At 55.8% G+C, this 15720-nt stretch carries 13 protein-coding genes; 1 reads left to right on the top strand and 12 read right to left on the bottom strand.

Features of this window, described 5'->3' with window-relative positions; translation table 11 throughout:
- Position 1: 1 nt before the first annotated feature.
- The 4 genes from HALTITAN_RS16295 to HALTITAN_RS16280 form a co-directional block, all read right to left on the bottom strand.
- Complete coding sequence (locus HALTITAN_RS16295) at positions 2 to 892, bottom strand: hypothetical protein (RefSeq protein WP_051052089.1); 891 nt, start codon at positions 890 to 892, stop codon at positions 2 to 4.
- A gap of 44 nt (positions 893 to 936) precedes the next feature.
- The gene (gene yegS / locus HALTITAN_RS16290; RefSeq protein WP_009287763.1) at positions 937 to 1896 is read right to left on the bottom strand and encodes a lipid kinase YegS; all 960 of its coding nucleotides are present in this window, start codon (positions 1894 to 1896) and stop codon (positions 937 to 939) included.
- Between the two features lie 55 nt (positions 1897 to 1951).
- Positions 1952 to 4582 (bottom strand): aminopeptidase N, encoded by a 2631-nt coding sequence (gene pepN / locus HALTITAN_RS16285; protein ID WP_009287762.1) that lies wholly within the window; start codon positions 4580 to 4582, stop codon positions 1952 to 1954.
- A gap of 67 nt (positions 4583 to 4649) precedes the next feature.
- Positions 4650 to 5135 (bottom strand): YajQ family cyclic di-GMP-binding protein, encoded by a 486-nt coding sequence (locus tag HALTITAN_RS16280; protein ID WP_007114656.1) that lies wholly within the window; start codon positions 5133 to 5135, stop codon positions 4650 to 4652.
- Between the two features lie 248 nt (positions 5136 to 5383).
- Here HALTITAN_RS16280 and cobO point away from each other — a divergent pair, with 248 nt between their 5' ends.
- A complete protein-coding gene (gene cobO, locus HALTITAN_RS16275; protein WP_027959068.1) occupies positions 5384 to 5983 on the top strand; it encodes a cob(I)yrinic acid a,c-diamide adenosyltransferase in 600 nt (199 codons plus the stop codon).
- Between the two features lie 71 nt (positions 5984 to 6054).
- Here cobO and HALTITAN_RS16270 read toward each other — a convergent pair whose 3' ends face one another.
- From HALTITAN_RS16270 to mutL, 8 genes are all read right to left on the bottom strand, one after another.
- Positions 6055 to 7350, bottom strand: coding sequence for an adenylosuccinate synthase (locus HALTITAN_RS16270; RefSeq protein ID WP_022523961.1), 1296 nt, complete (start codon positions 7348 to 7350; stop codon positions 6055 to 6057).
- The gene (locus HALTITAN_RS16265; protein ID WP_022523962.1) at positions 7350 to 8546 is read right to left on the bottom strand and encodes an ATP phosphoribosyltransferase regulatory subunit; all 1197 of its coding nucleotides are present in this window, start codon (positions 8544 to 8546) and stop codon (positions 7350 to 7352) included. Before HALTITAN_RS16265 ends, HALTITAN_RS16270 begins: the two co-directional genes overlap by 1 nt.
- Before the next feature lie 143 nt (positions 8547 to 8689).
- Positions 8690 to 9586, bottom strand: coding sequence for a protease modulator HflC (gene hflC, locus HALTITAN_RS16260; RefSeq protein WP_009287760.1), 897 nt, complete (start codon positions 9584 to 9586; stop codon positions 8690 to 8692).
- Positions 9587 to 10858 (bottom strand): FtsH protease activity modulator HflK, encoded by a 1272-nt coding sequence (gene hflK, locus HALTITAN_RS16255; RefSeq protein WP_027959067.1) that lies wholly within the window; start codon positions 10856 to 10858, stop codon positions 9587 to 9589.
- Positions 10859 to 11007: 149 nt separating this feature from the next.
- Entirely contained in the window at positions 11008 to 12318 is a 1311-nt protein-coding gene (hflX, locus tag HALTITAN_RS16250; protein WP_009287759.1) for a ribosome rescue GTPase HflX, read from the bottom strand.
- Between the two features lie 37 nt (positions 12319 to 12355).
- Positions 12356 to 12604 carry an RNA chaperone Hfq gene (gene hfq, locus HALTITAN_RS16245; protein WP_007114649.1) on the bottom strand — a complete coding sequence of 83 codons (249 nt, stop codon included), beginning with the start codon at positions 12602 to 12604 and terminating at the stop codon, positions 12356 to 12358.
- A 192-nt stretch (positions 12605 to 12796) separates the two neighbouring features.
- Positions 12797 to 13735: a tRNA (adenosine(37)-N6)-dimethylallyltransferase MiaA gene (gene miaA / locus HALTITAN_RS16240; RefSeq protein ID WP_009287758.1), complete on the bottom strand. Its 939-nt coding sequence runs from the start codon at positions 13733 to 13735 to the stop codon at positions 12797 to 12799.
- 60 nt (positions 13736 to 13795) lie between these two features.
- Positions 13796 to 15703 (bottom strand): DNA mismatch repair endonuclease MutL, encoded by a 1908-nt coding sequence (mutL, locus tag HALTITAN_RS16235; protein WP_039859795.1) that lies wholly within the window; start codon positions 15701 to 15703, stop codon positions 13796 to 13798.
- Positions 15704 to 15720 lie beyond the last annotated feature (17 nt).

The raw sequence follows: 15720 nt of genomic DNA, 5'->3' as shown, positions 1-15720 counted from the left end.
ATCACTCAAGCGATCCTCTCTCACTCCGCGACTCTCCATTAGCACCGGTTTCCTGGCTATCTTCAGCGCTATCGACATCACGATTATCAGAATCACCGCTATCGGAGTCATTGCTGTCAAAGTCATTGCTATCAAGCTCGCCTGACGGCTCGACCACAGCACCACTCTCCGCCTCACGATTCTCCAACTCTTGGAATTGTTCCTCAAGCCGCTGCTGCGCTTCTTCAAAGCGACGTTCGGTGTCTTCAATCAAGGCGTCAACATCGGTTACATCACTGTCATCCTGCAAGGGTGTGCGCTCGGGCAGACTGCTTTCGGTGTCCCAGCTAGGCGGTACATCCTCGTTCTCCATCGGCTCCAAGGTTGGCGCCTGCTGCTCTACCTCCTGAAACTGCTCCTCCAAACGCTGCTCGGCCTCTTCAAAACGGCGTTCAGTTTCGGCAATGATGTCATCTACATCGGAACGTGTAGCTTCACCCGGCATAGCGCTCTCTTCATCAAGCACCTCTTCAGGATCCGCCGCCAAGGTGTCTTCACCAGCCTCAACCTCTTCACCGCCAGCCGTCGCACTGCCACTGGACTGAGTACCGCTGGACTGGGGATCACTAGCCTGAGTGTCGCTATCCTCGCGCAGCGCTTCCGCTCGCTCAAGCTCCTCAGCAGCTTGGCGCTCCTCAATATCATCCTCTACTTCTTCAGGACTGGACATCTCAGTCGCGTTTTCAGCCGTGACCGACGCTTCTTCGCCCGCCCCCTCATCACGAGCTGTTTCTTCATCCGTCACCGCAGCATTATCATCGGGTGTCACGGTGGGATCTTCCTGGGAGTCACCGCAGGCACTCAGCAAAAGTGCCACGGCGGCGAGCGCGGGTATCCACACGCGATTTGCCATTTAATTCTTCTCCTTTATAACGTTAACAATGTGAGCCAAAAGAACTAAGGCCGGCTGGTCGAGGAGAGCAACGGGCACTCCTCAGGCAGTAACACACGCAGAGCAAGGGGCACTACTTCCGCGCAGAACTGGTCATAGTAGCGCGCTTCGCCGTCTAACGTGAGTGGCCAGGGCGAACCATTTGCCTGGGTGGTCACGGTTAGTTGGGTCGTGGTGAAGTAGCGCACGAATCGCCCGTCATAGGGGAAACTCTGCAGCTCGCTAATGAGTTTGGTCAGTTCCGTTATCGACCGAAAGTCTTTGACAAGCAGCACGTCCAGACGGCCATCATCCAGCTTGGCACGCGGCCCCAGTACCTGTCCCCCGCCCGACTGGCGGCCATTACCTAGCGCCAGTAGCAACAAAGACGCACTCTCCTCTTTTTCGTCCCAATGGAGCGTGCCGCGATAGCTGCGGTGGCGCCAAGCCTTCAGCGCGCCCATCACTGAGTAAGCCCCGCCCCCGAGCAGCCGCTTAAGCGTTTTCGGTGTCGACGAGGTAACTTCAGCGCCAAACCCACCGGTGGTCATGTTGATATAGTAGCTGGTGGACGATTCGCCACCTGCACCTGCGGTCACGCGCACAACATCAATGGGATAGGCGCTTAACTCCCGTGCAGCGGCCAAAGCGGCGCCTGGCTCCAGCGGTAAACCAACGGAGGTAGCAAAATCATTGGCACTGCCTAGGGGCACAATGCCCAGCGCAGGACGCCGGTCATGAGGCAAGCGCATCAGCCCGTTCATGACTTCACTGACGGTGCCATCGCCACCACAGGCAATCACGTGGGTAATGCCCATGGCGTCAGACTGCTCTGCAATATCCGCAGCGTCGCCCCCTTCCCAGGTAGCGCGAACCGTAATCAGCATCCCTGCCTGACGTTGTTCATTGACTGCTTCACGCAATGCCGGGTTACCGGCGGATTTACCATTGATAATCAGTAAATAGTGTTGCTGTGAGTCTGTCACTATTGTTATTCCTTTCCATGGTTTAACTGCGGTTGTTCACTACTGCGCTAAACGCTTATGCCAGTGCTTTCTCGACCACCTCGTATACATTTGAAGATAGCGGCTGTTGTTTGATCCGCTCAAGCTCAGACCGCATTAGTGCTTGGCGGGTTTCATCAAAGCGCTGCCAGCGGGTTAACGGGGTGATTAGCCGCGCGGCAATTTCCGGGTTAAGCCGGTTGAGCTCGATGACCACATCAGCCAGTAGTTGGTAGCCTTGACCATCCAAACGGTGGAAATTGACCCGGTTCTGAGCAAAGGCGCCGACCAATGCACGGACTCGATTGGGATTCTTGAGTGAAAAGGCGGGATGCTGCATCAGGTACTTCACCCGCTCAAGCACATCTGGCTGAGGGCGCGATACCTGGACGGTGAACCACTGATCCATCACCAACGGGTCATGCGCCCACTTCTCACCGAAGGCTTTGAGTGCTGGCGAAGCCAGGTCGTCGCGGTCGCTGTGCACCAGCAGGGTGAGCGCCTGACGCACATCGGTCATATTGTGGTCAGCAGCGAACTGGCTTTCACACAGTGCCAAGCCCTGCTCATCTTCAATCGACATAAGATAAGAGAGCGCCACGTTTTTCAGGCTACGCTGAGCTATTTGCTCCGGTGTCGGCGCGTACGCTTCTTCCGTCACATTGGCTTCATAGATAGCCAGAAACTCATCCCGCAGAGCCACGGCTAATGACTGACGAACAAATTCCCGCGCGGCATGGATAGCATCTACATCCACAATGGGCTGCTGCTCGGCGATATATGCTTCAGAGGGTAGCGTCAGCATCTCTGCCAATACCGCCTTATCGCTCATTGGCCCGCTCAGCAGCGCTCTAAAGGCATCGACAACGCGGCTATCCATGACCTTTTCGACGCCATTCCTATGGGCAGCAATCAAGTCATCCAAGGCCAAAAGCGCTAGGCGTTGACCCGCATCCCAGCGGTTGAAACCATCGCTGTCATGGGTCAATAAGAAGGCGAGATCTTCCCTTGAATAGGGATAATGCAGCTTCACCGGGGCGGAAAATTCGCGTAGCAAAGAGGGCACCGGCGCTTCGGCAACATCGGTGAATACAAACGTTTGCTCATCGTCACGTAGATGAATAACCGCGTCTTTGCCGAGCTTTTCGCCATTGAGCGTCAGGGTGAGATCCTGCCCCGACTTGGTACCTACCAGCCCCATACGCACCGGGATATGCAACGGCAGCTTATCTGGCTGGCCAGGTGTTGCAGGCGTACGCTGACGCAGCGTCAAGTGGTACTCGCCCTGAACATAATCATACTCACCGTGGGCATCAATATCCGGCGTTCCCGCCTGGGAGTACCAGCGCATAAACTGGCTGAAGTCTTCACCGGAGGCTTCAGCCATACAGCCGACAAAGTCTTCAATGGTCACCGCTTGACCGTCGAACCGCTCGAAGTAAAGGTCTGAACCGCGACGAAAGCTCTCCTCCCCTACTAAATTACGCAACATGCGTACGACTTCGGCCCCTTTCTCATAAATCGTCAGGGTGTAGAAGTTGGTAATTTCGATAAAGTGGTCGGGACGAATCGGATGCGCCGTGGGGCCAGCATCTTCGGCAAACTGGGCCGTGCGGAAAAAGGAGACATCCTGAATGCGCTTAACCGGCGCTGAATTGGTATCCGCTGAAAAGCACTGGTCACGAAAGACCGTAAAGCCCTCTTTCAGCGAGAGCTGGAACCAGTCGCGGCAGGTAACGCGATTGCCCGACCAGTTGTGAAAGTATTCGTGGGCGACTATGCCTTCCACGTTTTGGAACGCTGCATCGGTGGCGGTCTGGGGGTGGGTCAAGACTGCGGCAGAGTTAAAGATATTGAGGCCTTTGTTCTCCATCGCCCCCATATTGAAATCATTGACGGCCACGATCATAAACAGATCCAGGTCGTATTCGCGCCCATACGCCTGCTCGTCCCACTCCATGGCACGCTTTAACGAGGCCATGGCATGCTCGGTCTTATCCAGGTTCTCTTTTTCTACCCAAATCTGCAGCGTGACATCCCTTCCGCTCATGGTGGTGAAGTGATCTTCTACGCTATGCAGGTTGCCTGCCACCAAAGCAAACAGGTAACAGGGCTTGGGGTGCGGGTCTTCCCAAGTAACAAAGTGGCGACCGCCCTTCAGCTCGCCGCGCTCAATCGGGTTACCGTTAGCCAGCAAAACCGGCTCTTGCTGCTGATCGCCGATCACAGTGACCTTAAAGGTCGCCATGACGTCTGGGCGGTCAGGGTAAAAGGTAATCCGCCGGAAGCCTTCGGCCTCGCACTGGGTGCAGTACATACCGTTGGATTGGTACAGCCCCTCTAACGCCGTATTCTCCTGCGGGGCGATCTCCACCTCGCTCTCCAACACAAAACGCTCGGGCACCTGAGCAATGCGCAGGACTTCATCATCTAGTTCATAAGCAGCGGCATCCAGCGGCGTTGCATCAATCGCCAGAGAGATAAGCTTTAGCTGCTCGCCATTTAAGGCGAGCGGTGCATTAGCGTCAGCTTCTGGATGTCGCTCAATCAACAGTCGCGCTTTCACACGGGTCGCGGCGGGGTCAAGATCAAACGTCAGCTCGGTATGAGTTACCCGGTAGGCGGGTGGCTGGTAGTCGCTTAAATAAACCGGCTGCGGATCAGACATAGTGCGTGACTCCTGTATAAAACGAATATTACATAGTTCAAAATGTTCGACAGCTTAACACCGCTACCTAGTCGCGGAAGTTATCGAATTGGAGCGGTAAATCCGGCCCCTCTTCGCCGCGCAACAGTGCCATAACAGCTTGTAAATCGTCGCGCTTTTTACCCGTTACACGCACTTTCTCACCTTGAATTTGCGCCTGCACTTTGAGCTTGCTGGCCTTGATGCGCTTGACCACATCTTTGGCTTCCGCCGCGTCGAGCCCCTCCTTGAGAGCGACTTCCTGACGCGCTTTCACGCCGGAGAGCACCGGGTCTTGAACATCCATACAGCGGGCATCGATACCCCGGGCGATTAAACGGGCTCGCAGCACATCAAGCATCTGCTTGAGCTGGAAATCGACTTCCGCCTCTAGCTGCACTTTGTCACCTTCAAGGGTGAAGCTGGCATCGACCCCCTTAAAATCGAACCGTGACTGCACTTCCCGGTTAGCTTGGTCTACGGCGTTAGCGCCTTCGTGTTTATCGAACTCTGAAACAATATCAAATGAGGGCATGATGTAATTCCTGAAAAGACATGACCACCTATTCTAGAGCAGCCAGCCCCCTAGGGGCCAATCCTGTTCTTTTTTGTTGGATTTTAGGGTGCATTATTGAGACAAATATTCACAAAACACCGAAAATACCTGTACAAAAATTATCTTCAAGTACCTCCATAAAGATGTTCAACCCTGTGCTGATAGCTTAGGCTAGCGGATTATGAATATTGGCTATTTTTCAGCTTTCCGCTTTATCAGGAGATACCATGAGTGACCGCGACACCCGCCACAAAGCCTCTATGGAGAAGCTTAAAACGCGCGTAGAGGAGAAAGTCGCCAGTGCTAACGAGCAGCGCGGCCTAATCATCGTTAACACCGGTAACGGTAAAGGCAAAACAACCGCTGCCTGGGGCACGGTCACCCGCGCTTTGGGTTATGGATATAAAGTGGGCGTAGTGCAGTTTATCAAGGGGTTGTGGGAGTGCGGCGAACGCAATCGATTGGAGGAGGATGCCAATCTAGAGGTGGCGATAATGGCTACCGGTTTCACCTGGGATACGCAAAATCGCCAAGCGGACACCGACGCCTGCCAAGCAGTGTGGAAAGAGGCTGAGCGTATGCTCGCAGATCCAGAGACCTATCTGGTGGTGCTCGACGAAATTACCTATATGCTCAAGTTTGGCTACTTGGAGATCGAAGCCGTTAAACAAGCACTGGAGAATCGTCCTAAAGAACAGACAGTGATTATTACCGGCCGCAACGCTCACCGCGAACTCGTCGCCATGGCCGATACGGTGACCGAGATGCAGGAAGTGCGTCATGCCTTCAACAATGGCCTGCAGGCGCGCCGGGGTATCGACTTTTAATCCTGACCATCAATGCAAAAGGGGCAACTAAGTTGCCCCTTTTGCTCACTAATGGCCCGCTTAAAGCGTGCTTAACTATCGAACGGGTTACGCAGCACGATGGTTTCCATGCGGTCTGGACCGGTGGAAATAATATCGATACTGGTGCCTACCTGCTCTTCAAGGTAGCTGATATAAGCGCGGGCATTGGCAGGTAAATCTTCTACCTTCTTAGCGCCCAGGGTCGACTCTTTCCAGCCTGGCAGGTCTTCGTAGAGGGGTTCGACCGCTTCGTAGCCTTCTGAATCCACTGGCGTTTCCAGCACGTCACCATCTTTACTGCGATAGCCAACGCACACGCGGATATTTTCCAGCCCGTCCAGTACGTCCAGCTTGGTCAGGCAGATACCGGTGACCGAGTTGATTTGCACCGCGTGACGCAGTGCCACAGCGTCAAACCAGCCACAGCGGCGGGCACGGCCAGTGGTAGCACCAAACTCGTGGCCACGCTCGGCAAGGTGGCGGCCATCGACATCGAACAGCTCAGTGGGGAACGGGCCTGAACCAACACGGGTGGTATACGCCTTGGTGATACCCAGCACGTAGTCCAAATAGAGCGGGCCGACGCCAGAGCCGGTGGCCGTGCCGCCTGCGGTGGTGTTGGAGCTGGTTACATAGGGGTAGGTACCGTGGTCGATATCCAACAGCGAGCCCTGAGCACCTTCAAACAGGATATTCTCACCGGCTTTTCGCAGGTCGTGCACCATACTGACGGTATCGCACACCATGGGACGCAGCTCTTCGGCCATCTGCATCGCCGTGTCCAGCACTTCCTGGAAGTCGACCGCCGGTTCACCGTGGTAATTCACCAGCACGAAGTTGTGGTAGTCGAGCACTTCGCCCAACTTGGAAGCGAAACGTTCGCGATGCAGCATATCGCCTAGGCGCAGGCCGCGACGGGCGACTTTGTCTTCGTAGGCAGGACCAATGCCCCGGCCAGTGGTGCCAATTTTGGCAATGCCACGGGCTTTTTCACGGGCCTGATCCAGGCGCACATGGTAAGGCAGGATCAGCGGACAAGCTGGTGACAGACGCAGGCGTTCACGTACCGGCACACCTTTGGCTTCCAGCTCACGGATCTCTTTGATCAGCGCTTCCGGCGAAAGCACCACACCATTACCAATCACGCAGGTTTTGCCTGGGCGCAAAACGCCAGATGGAATCAGGTGAAGAACGGTCTTTTCACCGTCGATGACCAGCGTATGACCCGCGTTATGGCCACCTTGAAAACGCACCACGGCGGATGCGGATTCAGTCAGCAGGTCAACGATTTTACCCTTGCCTTCGTCACCCCATTGGGTGCCCAGCACTACGACATTCTTACCCATTATGATGCACTCGTCTCTTGTGTCAGGGCCGTTGGCTGCCAACGACCATCGATAAGCTCAAGACGGCGGTCACACTCATGTTCCGCCGGCCCAGTACGCTGCCCTGGCAGCGCTTGAATCACGCGTTCCCCCTGCTCACGCAGCGCGACAATGGCAGCGTTGAGCGACTCATCCTGCACAGCGGGCGACCAAATAGCCCCGCGACTCGGGGAGGCCAGCGCCAGCGACGCCAGCTGTTTCAGATCCATCGAGAAGCCGGTGGCCGGGCGCGCACGACCAAAGGCCCGCCCGGTATCGTCATAACGTCCGCCTTTAGCCAGCGCATGTCCATAGCCCGGCACATAAGCGGCAAACATCATACCCGTGTGGTATTGATAGCCGCGCAGTTCAGCCAAGTCAAAGTAGAGCGACACATCAAAGCGCGCCAGCACCCCTTGATAGAGCGCATCCAACTGATCCAGTGCCGCCGTGACCGAGGCCGGCGCGCCGGCAAAACGCTCCCGCGCCTGGCGTAAAACATCCGCACCGCCGTGCAGATCACCCAGAGCTAACAGCATGTCCGCTAAGGCCGGGTCGCTGACGCTGGCATCTACATGCTGCGCCAGTTGACTGGGTGATTTTAGCGCTAACGCCTCAAATAACGCACGCTCCTGCTCGTCACTGAGCGCTGCCGCTTCTGCAAGGCTTCGATAGATACCGATATGCCCCAACGCCAAGTGAATCTCCTCAGCGCCCGCGGCCTTCATACTGGCCAGCGCCAAGTGAATTATCTCACTGTCCGCTTCTAGCCCGGCATGACCAAACAGCTCAGCACCCACCTGTACCGGGCTACGCCCTCCCTGATGCTGGTCTGCCTTAGCACGCAGTACATTAGTGCAGTAGCAAAGGCGCACCGGCCCCTGACGCTTTAGCGAATGGGCATCCATACGCGCAACCTGCGGCGTAACGTCCGCCGAGGCGCCCATCATACGGCCGGTCAACTGATCAGTCAGTTTGAAGGTCTGAAGATCCAGATCCGTACCGGTGCCGGTTAACAGCGAATCCAGAAACTCCACTGGAGGCGGCATAACTTGGTCGTAGCCCCAGCAGTGGTAAAGATCGAGCAGCGCGCGGCGCAGCTCTTCCATACGGCTTGCCTGAGGCGGGAGCACCTCATCCATGCCGTCGGGCAGTAGCCAGCGGTCAGCGATGGTCATGACGATTGCCTTGAACTTGAAGAAATAGGAGCCACAAAAAAACCGGGCGACGCCCGGTCAACAAATTCTATCACGTTTATTGGCCGGGTGAACCCCGCTTGGCTATCAACAAACCAAGACGAGGAGCACCGGCCAACGGCGGTTTACTCGCCGCTGTCTTCACCGCTTTCTGGTTCAGCGCTGCGCAAATAGCGGAAGAAGTCGCTACTCGGCTCCAGCACCATCAGATTGCCATCGTCGGCAAAGCTTTCGCTATAGGCATTAAGGCTACGCCAGAAAGAGTAGAACTCCTGATCCTGACCATACGCTTCAGAGAAAATCGCAGCGGCCTGGGCATCACCTTCACCGCGCAGCGTCTCGGAGCGCTCATTGGCCTGGGCAAGCAGTACTTGGCGACGACGATCCGCATTGGCGCGAATACGCTCAGCCTCTTCCTGACCCTGAGCACGCCATTCACGAGCTTCACGCTCACGCTCGGAGCGCATCCGCTCAAAAACAGCGGCTGATACGTCTTCGGGCAAATCGATGCGCTTGATACGAATATCGCGAATTGCCACCCCGAGCTCTTCACGCATCAGCTCGTCAAGTTCTGCGGTGGGGCCCGTCATCAGGTCATCACGACGCTCGGCGATAATTTCCTGAAGATTCAAGCGACCAAATTCATTACGCAGGCTCTCATCCACCCGCGGCTGAATCAGGCGAATGGCCATCAACTCATCGCCGGCAGTCGCCTCGTAGTAGCGAGTAGGATTAACCACCTGCCACTTAACATAGGAGTCAACGATAACCGCTTTCTGCTCAAGGGTCAGATAGCGGCTGGTATCGGTGTCCAACGTCAACAAGCGCGTATCAAACTTACGAATCGTTTGCGCGATCGGCACTTTGGCATGCAAGCCAGGCTGAATATTCTCTTCAATGACTTCACCAAAGCGCAGTTTAACGGCACGCTCGGTTTCGTCTACCACGTACAGAGTGTTGCTTGCCAGCCACGCCACGGCAGCCAGACCACCAACAATCAGCAGGGATCGATTATTAATCATTTACCGGCCCTCCCTGCGGATGGAGCTACTATTGGTATTCGATGAAGAGCTGGAACTGCCCTGGGTGTTGCGTAACCGCTCAAGCACACTCGGGTCTAGCTGTTCATCGCTATTGGCGCTTCCGCTCGAAGAGTTATTTCGATTACTGCTTCCACCACTAAGCTGATCGAGGGGCAGATACATCAGCGGCGCGTTTTCGCTTACATCCAACAGCACCTTCGGCGAATTACTAAACACTTCTTCCATTGTGTCCAGGTACATACGTTCACGCATGATATCCGGGGCATTTGTGTACTCGGAGAGTAGCGAGTTAAAGCGGTTGGCTTGACCCTGCGCTTCAGCGACTACTGACTCACGGTAACCCTGCCCCTGCTCAACAATACGCTGCGCCTGACCTTGCGCTTCCGGAATAATCGCGTTGGCGTAAGCAATACCCTGGTTGATCGTACGCTGACGATCTTCACGGGCCCGGATAACGTCATCGAAGGCGTCAATCACTGGCGCGGGCGCCGAAGTGGACTCGATGTTAATGGTTTGCAGGCGAATACCGGCACCGTAGTTGTCGAGATAGGACTGTAGACGACTAGCAACCGAGCTACCCAGAATCTCACGGCCAGAGGTTAAGATATCGATCATATCGGTACCGCCGACGACGTGACGTAGTGCCGAATCCAGCGCATTCTCAATCGAGATAGCAGGATCGCGTACGTTAAGCACAAAATCGCGTGGATTAGCTACTTGGTACTGAGCAGAAATTTCCACTTCGACAATGTTTTCGTCGCGGGTCAGCATCGACTGGGTCTGCGACAGAGAGCGCACACGGGTCACATTGACCATACGTACATCGTCAATCAGCGGCGGATTCCACTGCAGGCCTGGATCTACGATGCCCTGAAACTCACCAAACCGCAGCACAACGCCGCGCTCGGATTGATCCACGAGGTAGAAGCCCATTGCAGCCCAAATAGCCAGCGCAACAATAATCAGCAGGCCTGGCAGCGCGAAAGGGTTGCGGTTCTTATCACTACCGCCACCCCCGGTTTTCTTGCCGCCGCCTTTTTTGCCGCCACCCAACATGCTGTTGAGCTTGTCCTGAAACTTTTTCAGCGCTTCATCCAGGTCAGGTGGACCTTGGTTGTTACCCCCTTTATTGCCGTTGTTGCCGCCGCCATTATTACTGCCACGGTTTCCATCGCCGTCGTTTCCACCGCGTCGGCCGCCACTACTCCAAGGGTCGTGCTGGTTGCCACCACCAGGCTCATTCCAGGCCATACTTCGTCTCCACTAAGGTATTCGCTAACGCTAGTGGCATCACACTTAGGCAGCACCACCGCGTTTTGATATTATTGCTCTATAAACCTTGTACCATTTTTATACAAAACTGCATACATGCAGCGTACTAGGATGGGTAATTAAGTCGCTTACCACTCATTGGTTTCACGCAGCGCTTCAGGTAAATAGGTGTTGGCTCGCTCGCCCAGTTGGGCCATCAACTGATTAAAGTCACGCCGCGGCAAACGCACATCAAGCACTGAATGCCCCTGCTCATCAAAGGCTTCTTCGCGAACGGCATTGAGCTCGTGCAACCCTGCCCGCAGCTTACCCTGCTCGGGAGTCAGTGTCAGCGAAAAGCCAATGACATCATTTGCCAAGCGCTCGGTCAGCGCTTCATGGAGCAGTTCAAGCCCCTGGCCCTGCTGGGCCGAAAGCCAAACCACTTCGGGCACACCATGCCCATCACGCTCTATACGTGGGGCACTATCGAGCTTATCAATTTTATTCATGACTTTGAGTACCGGCACATCATCGGCGCCGATCTCTTTGAGCACTAGCTCCACCTGCTCCACGTTTAACTCGCGGTCAGGATCTGCGGCATCGATCACGTGTACCAACAACGACGCTTCAGAGGCTTCCTGGAGCGTCGCTTGAAACGCCTCAACCAACTTGTGCGGCAAGTGGCGAATAAAGCCCACGGTATCGGCCATCACTACCGGACCAACGTCTTCAATCTCAAGCCGCCGCAAAGTAGGGTCAAGTGTCGCAAACAGCTGGTCGGCTGCATACACCTCAGAATTGGTTAAGGCGTTAAATAGCGTTGACTTACCGGCGTTGGTGTACCCCACCAGCGATACGCTATGAATTTCCGCGCGCGCACGCGCTCGGCGATTCTGGTCGCGCTGGCTGCGCACTTTATCGAGCCGTTTGTGAATCGATTTGATCCGACCACGCAACAGACGACGGTCAGTTTCTAACTGCGTCTCGCCTGGGCCGCGCAGGCCAATCCCACCTTTTTGCCGCTCTAGGTGTGTCCAACCACGCACGAGGCGAGTCGACATATATTCAAGCTGAGCAAGCTCTACCTGCAGCTTACCTTCATGGGTTCTTGCCCGTTGCGCAAAGATATCGAGGATCAAACCAGTACGGTCGAGCACTCGGCACTTGAGCTCTTGCTCTACATTGCGCTCTTGAGAGGGACTTAAGCTATGGTTGAAGATCACCAGCTCTGCCTCATGAGCCGCGAGCAGTGCCCGCAGCTCTTCCAACTTACCTGACCCAATAAAGGTGCGCGAGTCAGGTCGGTGGCGGCTAGCAGTGAGAAGAGTCGCAGGCTCTGCACCAGCAGAGCGTACGAGCTCTAAAAACTCACCCGGGTCTTCACGTTTTTGTTCATCATGAAAATCGACGTGAACAAGAACTGCCGTTTCACCGGCGTCTGGGCGTTCGAAAAACAATCAATACCTCGTGGACTCTCTTGCTTCTCCAGCGGTGTTAAATCTCCGCATCCTGCTCTGCCGGGTCTTGCGCAGGCAAGCGTACGTTGCGAGATGGAACAACCGTGGAAATAGCGTGTTTATAAACCATCTGACTAACGGTATTGCGCAGCAGGATAACAAACTGGTCAAACGATTCTATCTGGCCCTGCAGCTTAATGCCGTTGACCAAAAAGATAGAGACCGGAATGCGCTCCTTGCGCAGAATGTTCAAGTACGGGTCTTGAAGGGACTGCCCTTTGGACATGTTGCTCTCCCTAAAACTGTCGTTGGGGTTAATTATCAAATGGCGTGCCCTACTGGTGCTACGCCGCACTATTTTATTACTGCCCGAAAGGCCGAATGATGCCCGAAGAGCCTAGTGATATTCGAAAGGCTCAAACACCCAGCCAATCGAAAACACACTACCTAAATTACCAGCTTAGCGAACTATCTTACGCTAAGCACTGCTGTCACGCACGAGTTTCAACACCTGATCCAGTGCATCTGAGCGCTGTGAATCTACCCAGTTAAGTTCTGGCCAGCTTCTTAACCAGGTTAATTGTCGCTTGGCTAGCTGACGAGTTGCGATCACGCCTCGCTCAACGAGGGAGGCATAATCATACTCACCTTCCAGGTACTCCCACACTTGGCGATAACCAACACTCTTCATCGCCGGTAGGCCTAAATGTAAGTCATTACGCTTTTTGAGGGCGGCGACTTCATTTATCAAGCCCTCACCCAACATTACTTCGAAACGCTGGGCAATGCGTTGATGCAGCAAGCTGCGATCACTGGGCGCCAAAGCTATCGACAACACGCGCCAGGGAAAGGTTTCCGGCTGTTGCTCCGCCCACAGCTCACTCATTGGCCGCCCACTGGCGTAGTACACCTCCAGCGCGCGCATGACGCGCTGCGGGTCATTGGGGTGAATGCGCTGGGCGGATAGCGCATCCACCTCTGCCAGGCGTTGATGTAGCGACAATAGTCCTTCGTTTTGCCACTGTGCTTCAAGCCGCTGGCGAATAGCCGGGTCGGCAGAAGGCAAGTTTGCCACCCCTTCGACCAGCCGCTTGTAGTAAAGCATAGTACCGCCGACCAGCAGGGGGACTTTGCCTGCCGCGCTGATTTGTCGCATAAGAGAAAGCGCATCTACACGAAAATCGGCCGCCGAATAGGGCTCGGCTGGATCGCGAATATCAATCAAGTGGTGAGGCGCACGGGCAAGCTCACTCGCGCTGGGCTTGGCACTGCCAATATCCATACCGCGGTACACCATGGCCGAGTCAACGCTAATCAGCTCATGCCCCAGGTGCTCGTGTAGCGCCATCGCAGCATCGGTTTTCCCAGCGGCCGTGGGGCCCATTAAAAAAATCGCCCAGGGGCGGGTATCAGCCATGCGCGGTTCCGTTAGCTAAGAAAAAGGTGATTACTGATCGCGCAGCTGTTGTTCAAGCATCTATTGGCCGCGCAAGAAGAGCCGATCAAGCGCTTTGAGCCCCATCTGCGTCCAGGTGGGACGACCGTGATTACATTGGTCGCTGCGCTCGGTGCGCTCCATGTCGCGCAGTAGCGCGTTCATCTCGTCGATAGTAAGCCGACGGTTGGCACGCACGCTGCCATGACAGGCCATAGTAGAGAGTAGTTCATGCACCCTAGCCTCGACTTGATGGGTACGCCCATAGCGCGCCAGCTCTTCCAGCATCTGACGCACCAGCGCCTCAGGATCAGCCTGGGCAAGTAACGCCGGCAGTTGACGTACCAGCAGCGTCTCTGGCCCGGCGATATCCAGCTCAATACCCAGCTTGGCAATTGACTCTTGCTCGCTCTCTGCCGTGGCCACTTCGGCCCGGCTAGCGGCAATGGAGACGGGCACTAGCAGCGGCTGCGCATCCAACCCTTTGGCAGCGGCCAGCTGTGTCTTCATGCGCTCATAGACGATTCGCTCATGGGCGGCATGCATATCCACCAGCACCAATCCCTCAGCGTTCTGGGCCAGAATATAAATGCCGTGCAACTGCCCTAGCGCAAACCCTAGTGGTGGTGGCGCAGTGGGGTCGTTATCAGGCATCGCCAGGGGCGCTTCACGCACCTCACTACCTCGCTCACTGGGAGGGCTCGGCTGAGGCGTTAACAGCGTTTCTTCGTGATTGGGGTGTAGCGCCTGATAACCCTGCATAAAGCGGCGCACGCGCTCAGCACCGGGGTGGCGATCCGGCGAGTGGGTCAGCGCAATCCCCTGCTGCTGCCAGCGGGGTTGTTCAGCCCCCATTTCTGAAGCTTCGCCCTGTGGCGATGCGCCTGACGTATCAGACACCTCGGCATCATGCTCCTCTGCACTCTCAGCGGGTTTAGCCGACGCCAGGGAGTGATGGAGGCTCGAATAGAGAAAGTCGTGAACCATACGACCATCACGAAAGCGCACTTCATGCTTGGTGGGGTGGACGTTGACGTCCACAACGTCTGGATCAAGCTCCAGATAGAGCACAAAGACCGGATGACGGCCGTTAAACAGCACATCACGATAGGCCTGACGCACCGCGTGGGCGACCAAACGATCACGCACCACGCGTCCATTGACAAAAAAGTACTGTTGGTCAGCCTGTGAGCGCGAGTGGGTGGGCAAGCCAACCCAGCCGCTTAGCCGTATACCGCCCGCTTCGCGCTCGATATAGCGAGCATGCTCGATAAAATTCTTGCCCAACAGCGAGGCAATACGCCGCTCCCGGGCCGCCGCAGAGTGACCGGCGGGCAACTGGTGAATGACTTTTTGGTTATGGCGCAATACCCAGGCGATGTCGTAGCGGGATAGCGCCTGACGGCGAAATGCCTCTTCTACATGGGCAAATTCGGTCTTTTCTGTGCGCAGAAACTTGCGCCGGGCGGGGGTATTAAAAAACAGATCGCGCACGCCAACGCTGGTACCACGGGGGTGTGGCGCAGGTGTCACCCGTGCTTCCATGCCCCGCCCTTCCGCAACCACCCGCCAGCCATGGCGGGGGTCGTCTTCGGCATTGGAGATCAGCTCCAGCCGCGAGACGGAGCTAATCGATGCCAGCGCTTCACCGCGAAAGCCTAGCGAACTAACGCCCTCTAAGTCTTCCAGGCTGCCAATCTTACTGGTGGCATGGCGGGCCAGGGCCAGCGGTAAATCCTCTTCGCCAATGCCAATCCCGTCATCGCGCACTTTGATCAGCCGCGCGCCCCCTTGCTCGATCTCTACTTCGATACGCTGGCTGCCAGCATCAATAGCGTTCTCTATCAACTCTTTGGTGACCGATGAGGGGCGCTCAACCACCTCCCCGGCGGCAATCTGGTTGGCCAACCGCGGGTCGAGTACCTGTATACGCGGTGCGGTAGCGGTCATATCAGTCAACACGGCAC

Source organism: Vreelandella titanicae BH1, assembly GCF_000336575.1.
Taxonomy (GTDB): domain Bacteria; phylum Pseudomonadota; class Gammaproteobacteria; order Pseudomonadales; family Halomonadaceae; genus Vreelandella; species Vreelandella titanicae.
Note: the sequence above shows the minus strand (reverse complement) of the source record. Positions and strands in the feature narration are given on the sequence as shown.

Coding starts and splice junctions, on each gene's coding strand:
- pepN (WP_009287762.1), bottom strand. CDS start 4,582: ATGTCTGATCCGCAGCCGGTTTATTTAAGCGACTACCAGCCACCCGCC.
- HALTITAN_RS16280 (WP_007114656.1), bottom strand. CDS start 5,135: ATGCCCTCATTTGATATTGTTTCAGAGTTCGATAAACACGAAGGCGCT.
- cobO (WP_027959068.1), top strand. CDS start 5,384: ATGAGTGACCGCGACACCCGCCACAAAGCCTCTATGGAGAAGCTTAAA.
- hfq (WP_007114649.1), bottom strand. CDS start 12,604: ATGTCCAAAGGGCAGTCCCTTCAAGACCCGTACTTGAACATTCTGCGC.
- mutL (WP_039859795.1), bottom strand. CDS start 15,703: ATGACCGCTACCGCACCGCGTATACAGGTACTCGACCCGCGGTTGGCC.
- HALTITAN_RS16295 (WP_051052089.1), bottom strand. CDS start 892: ATGGCAAATCGCGTGTGGATACCCGCGCTCGCCGCCGTGGCACTTTTG.
- miaA (WP_009287758.1), bottom strand. CDS start 13,735: ATGGCTGATACCCGCCCCTGGGCGATTTTTTTAATGGGCCCCACGGCC.
- HALTITAN_RS16265 (WP_022523962.1), bottom strand. CDS start 8,546: ATGACCATCGCTGACCGCTGGCTACTGCCCGACGGCATGGATGAGGTG.
- hflC (WP_009287760.1), bottom strand. CDS start 9,586: ATGATTAATAATCGATCCCTGCTGATTGTTGGTGGTCTGGCTGCCGTG.
- HALTITAN_RS16270 (WP_022523961.1), bottom strand. CDS start 7,350: ATGGGTAAGAATGTCGTAGTGCTGGGCACCCAATGGGGTGACGAAGGC.
- hflK (WP_027959067.1), bottom strand. CDS start 10,858: ATGGCCTGGAATGAGCCTGGTGGTGGCAACCAGCACGACCCTTGGAGT.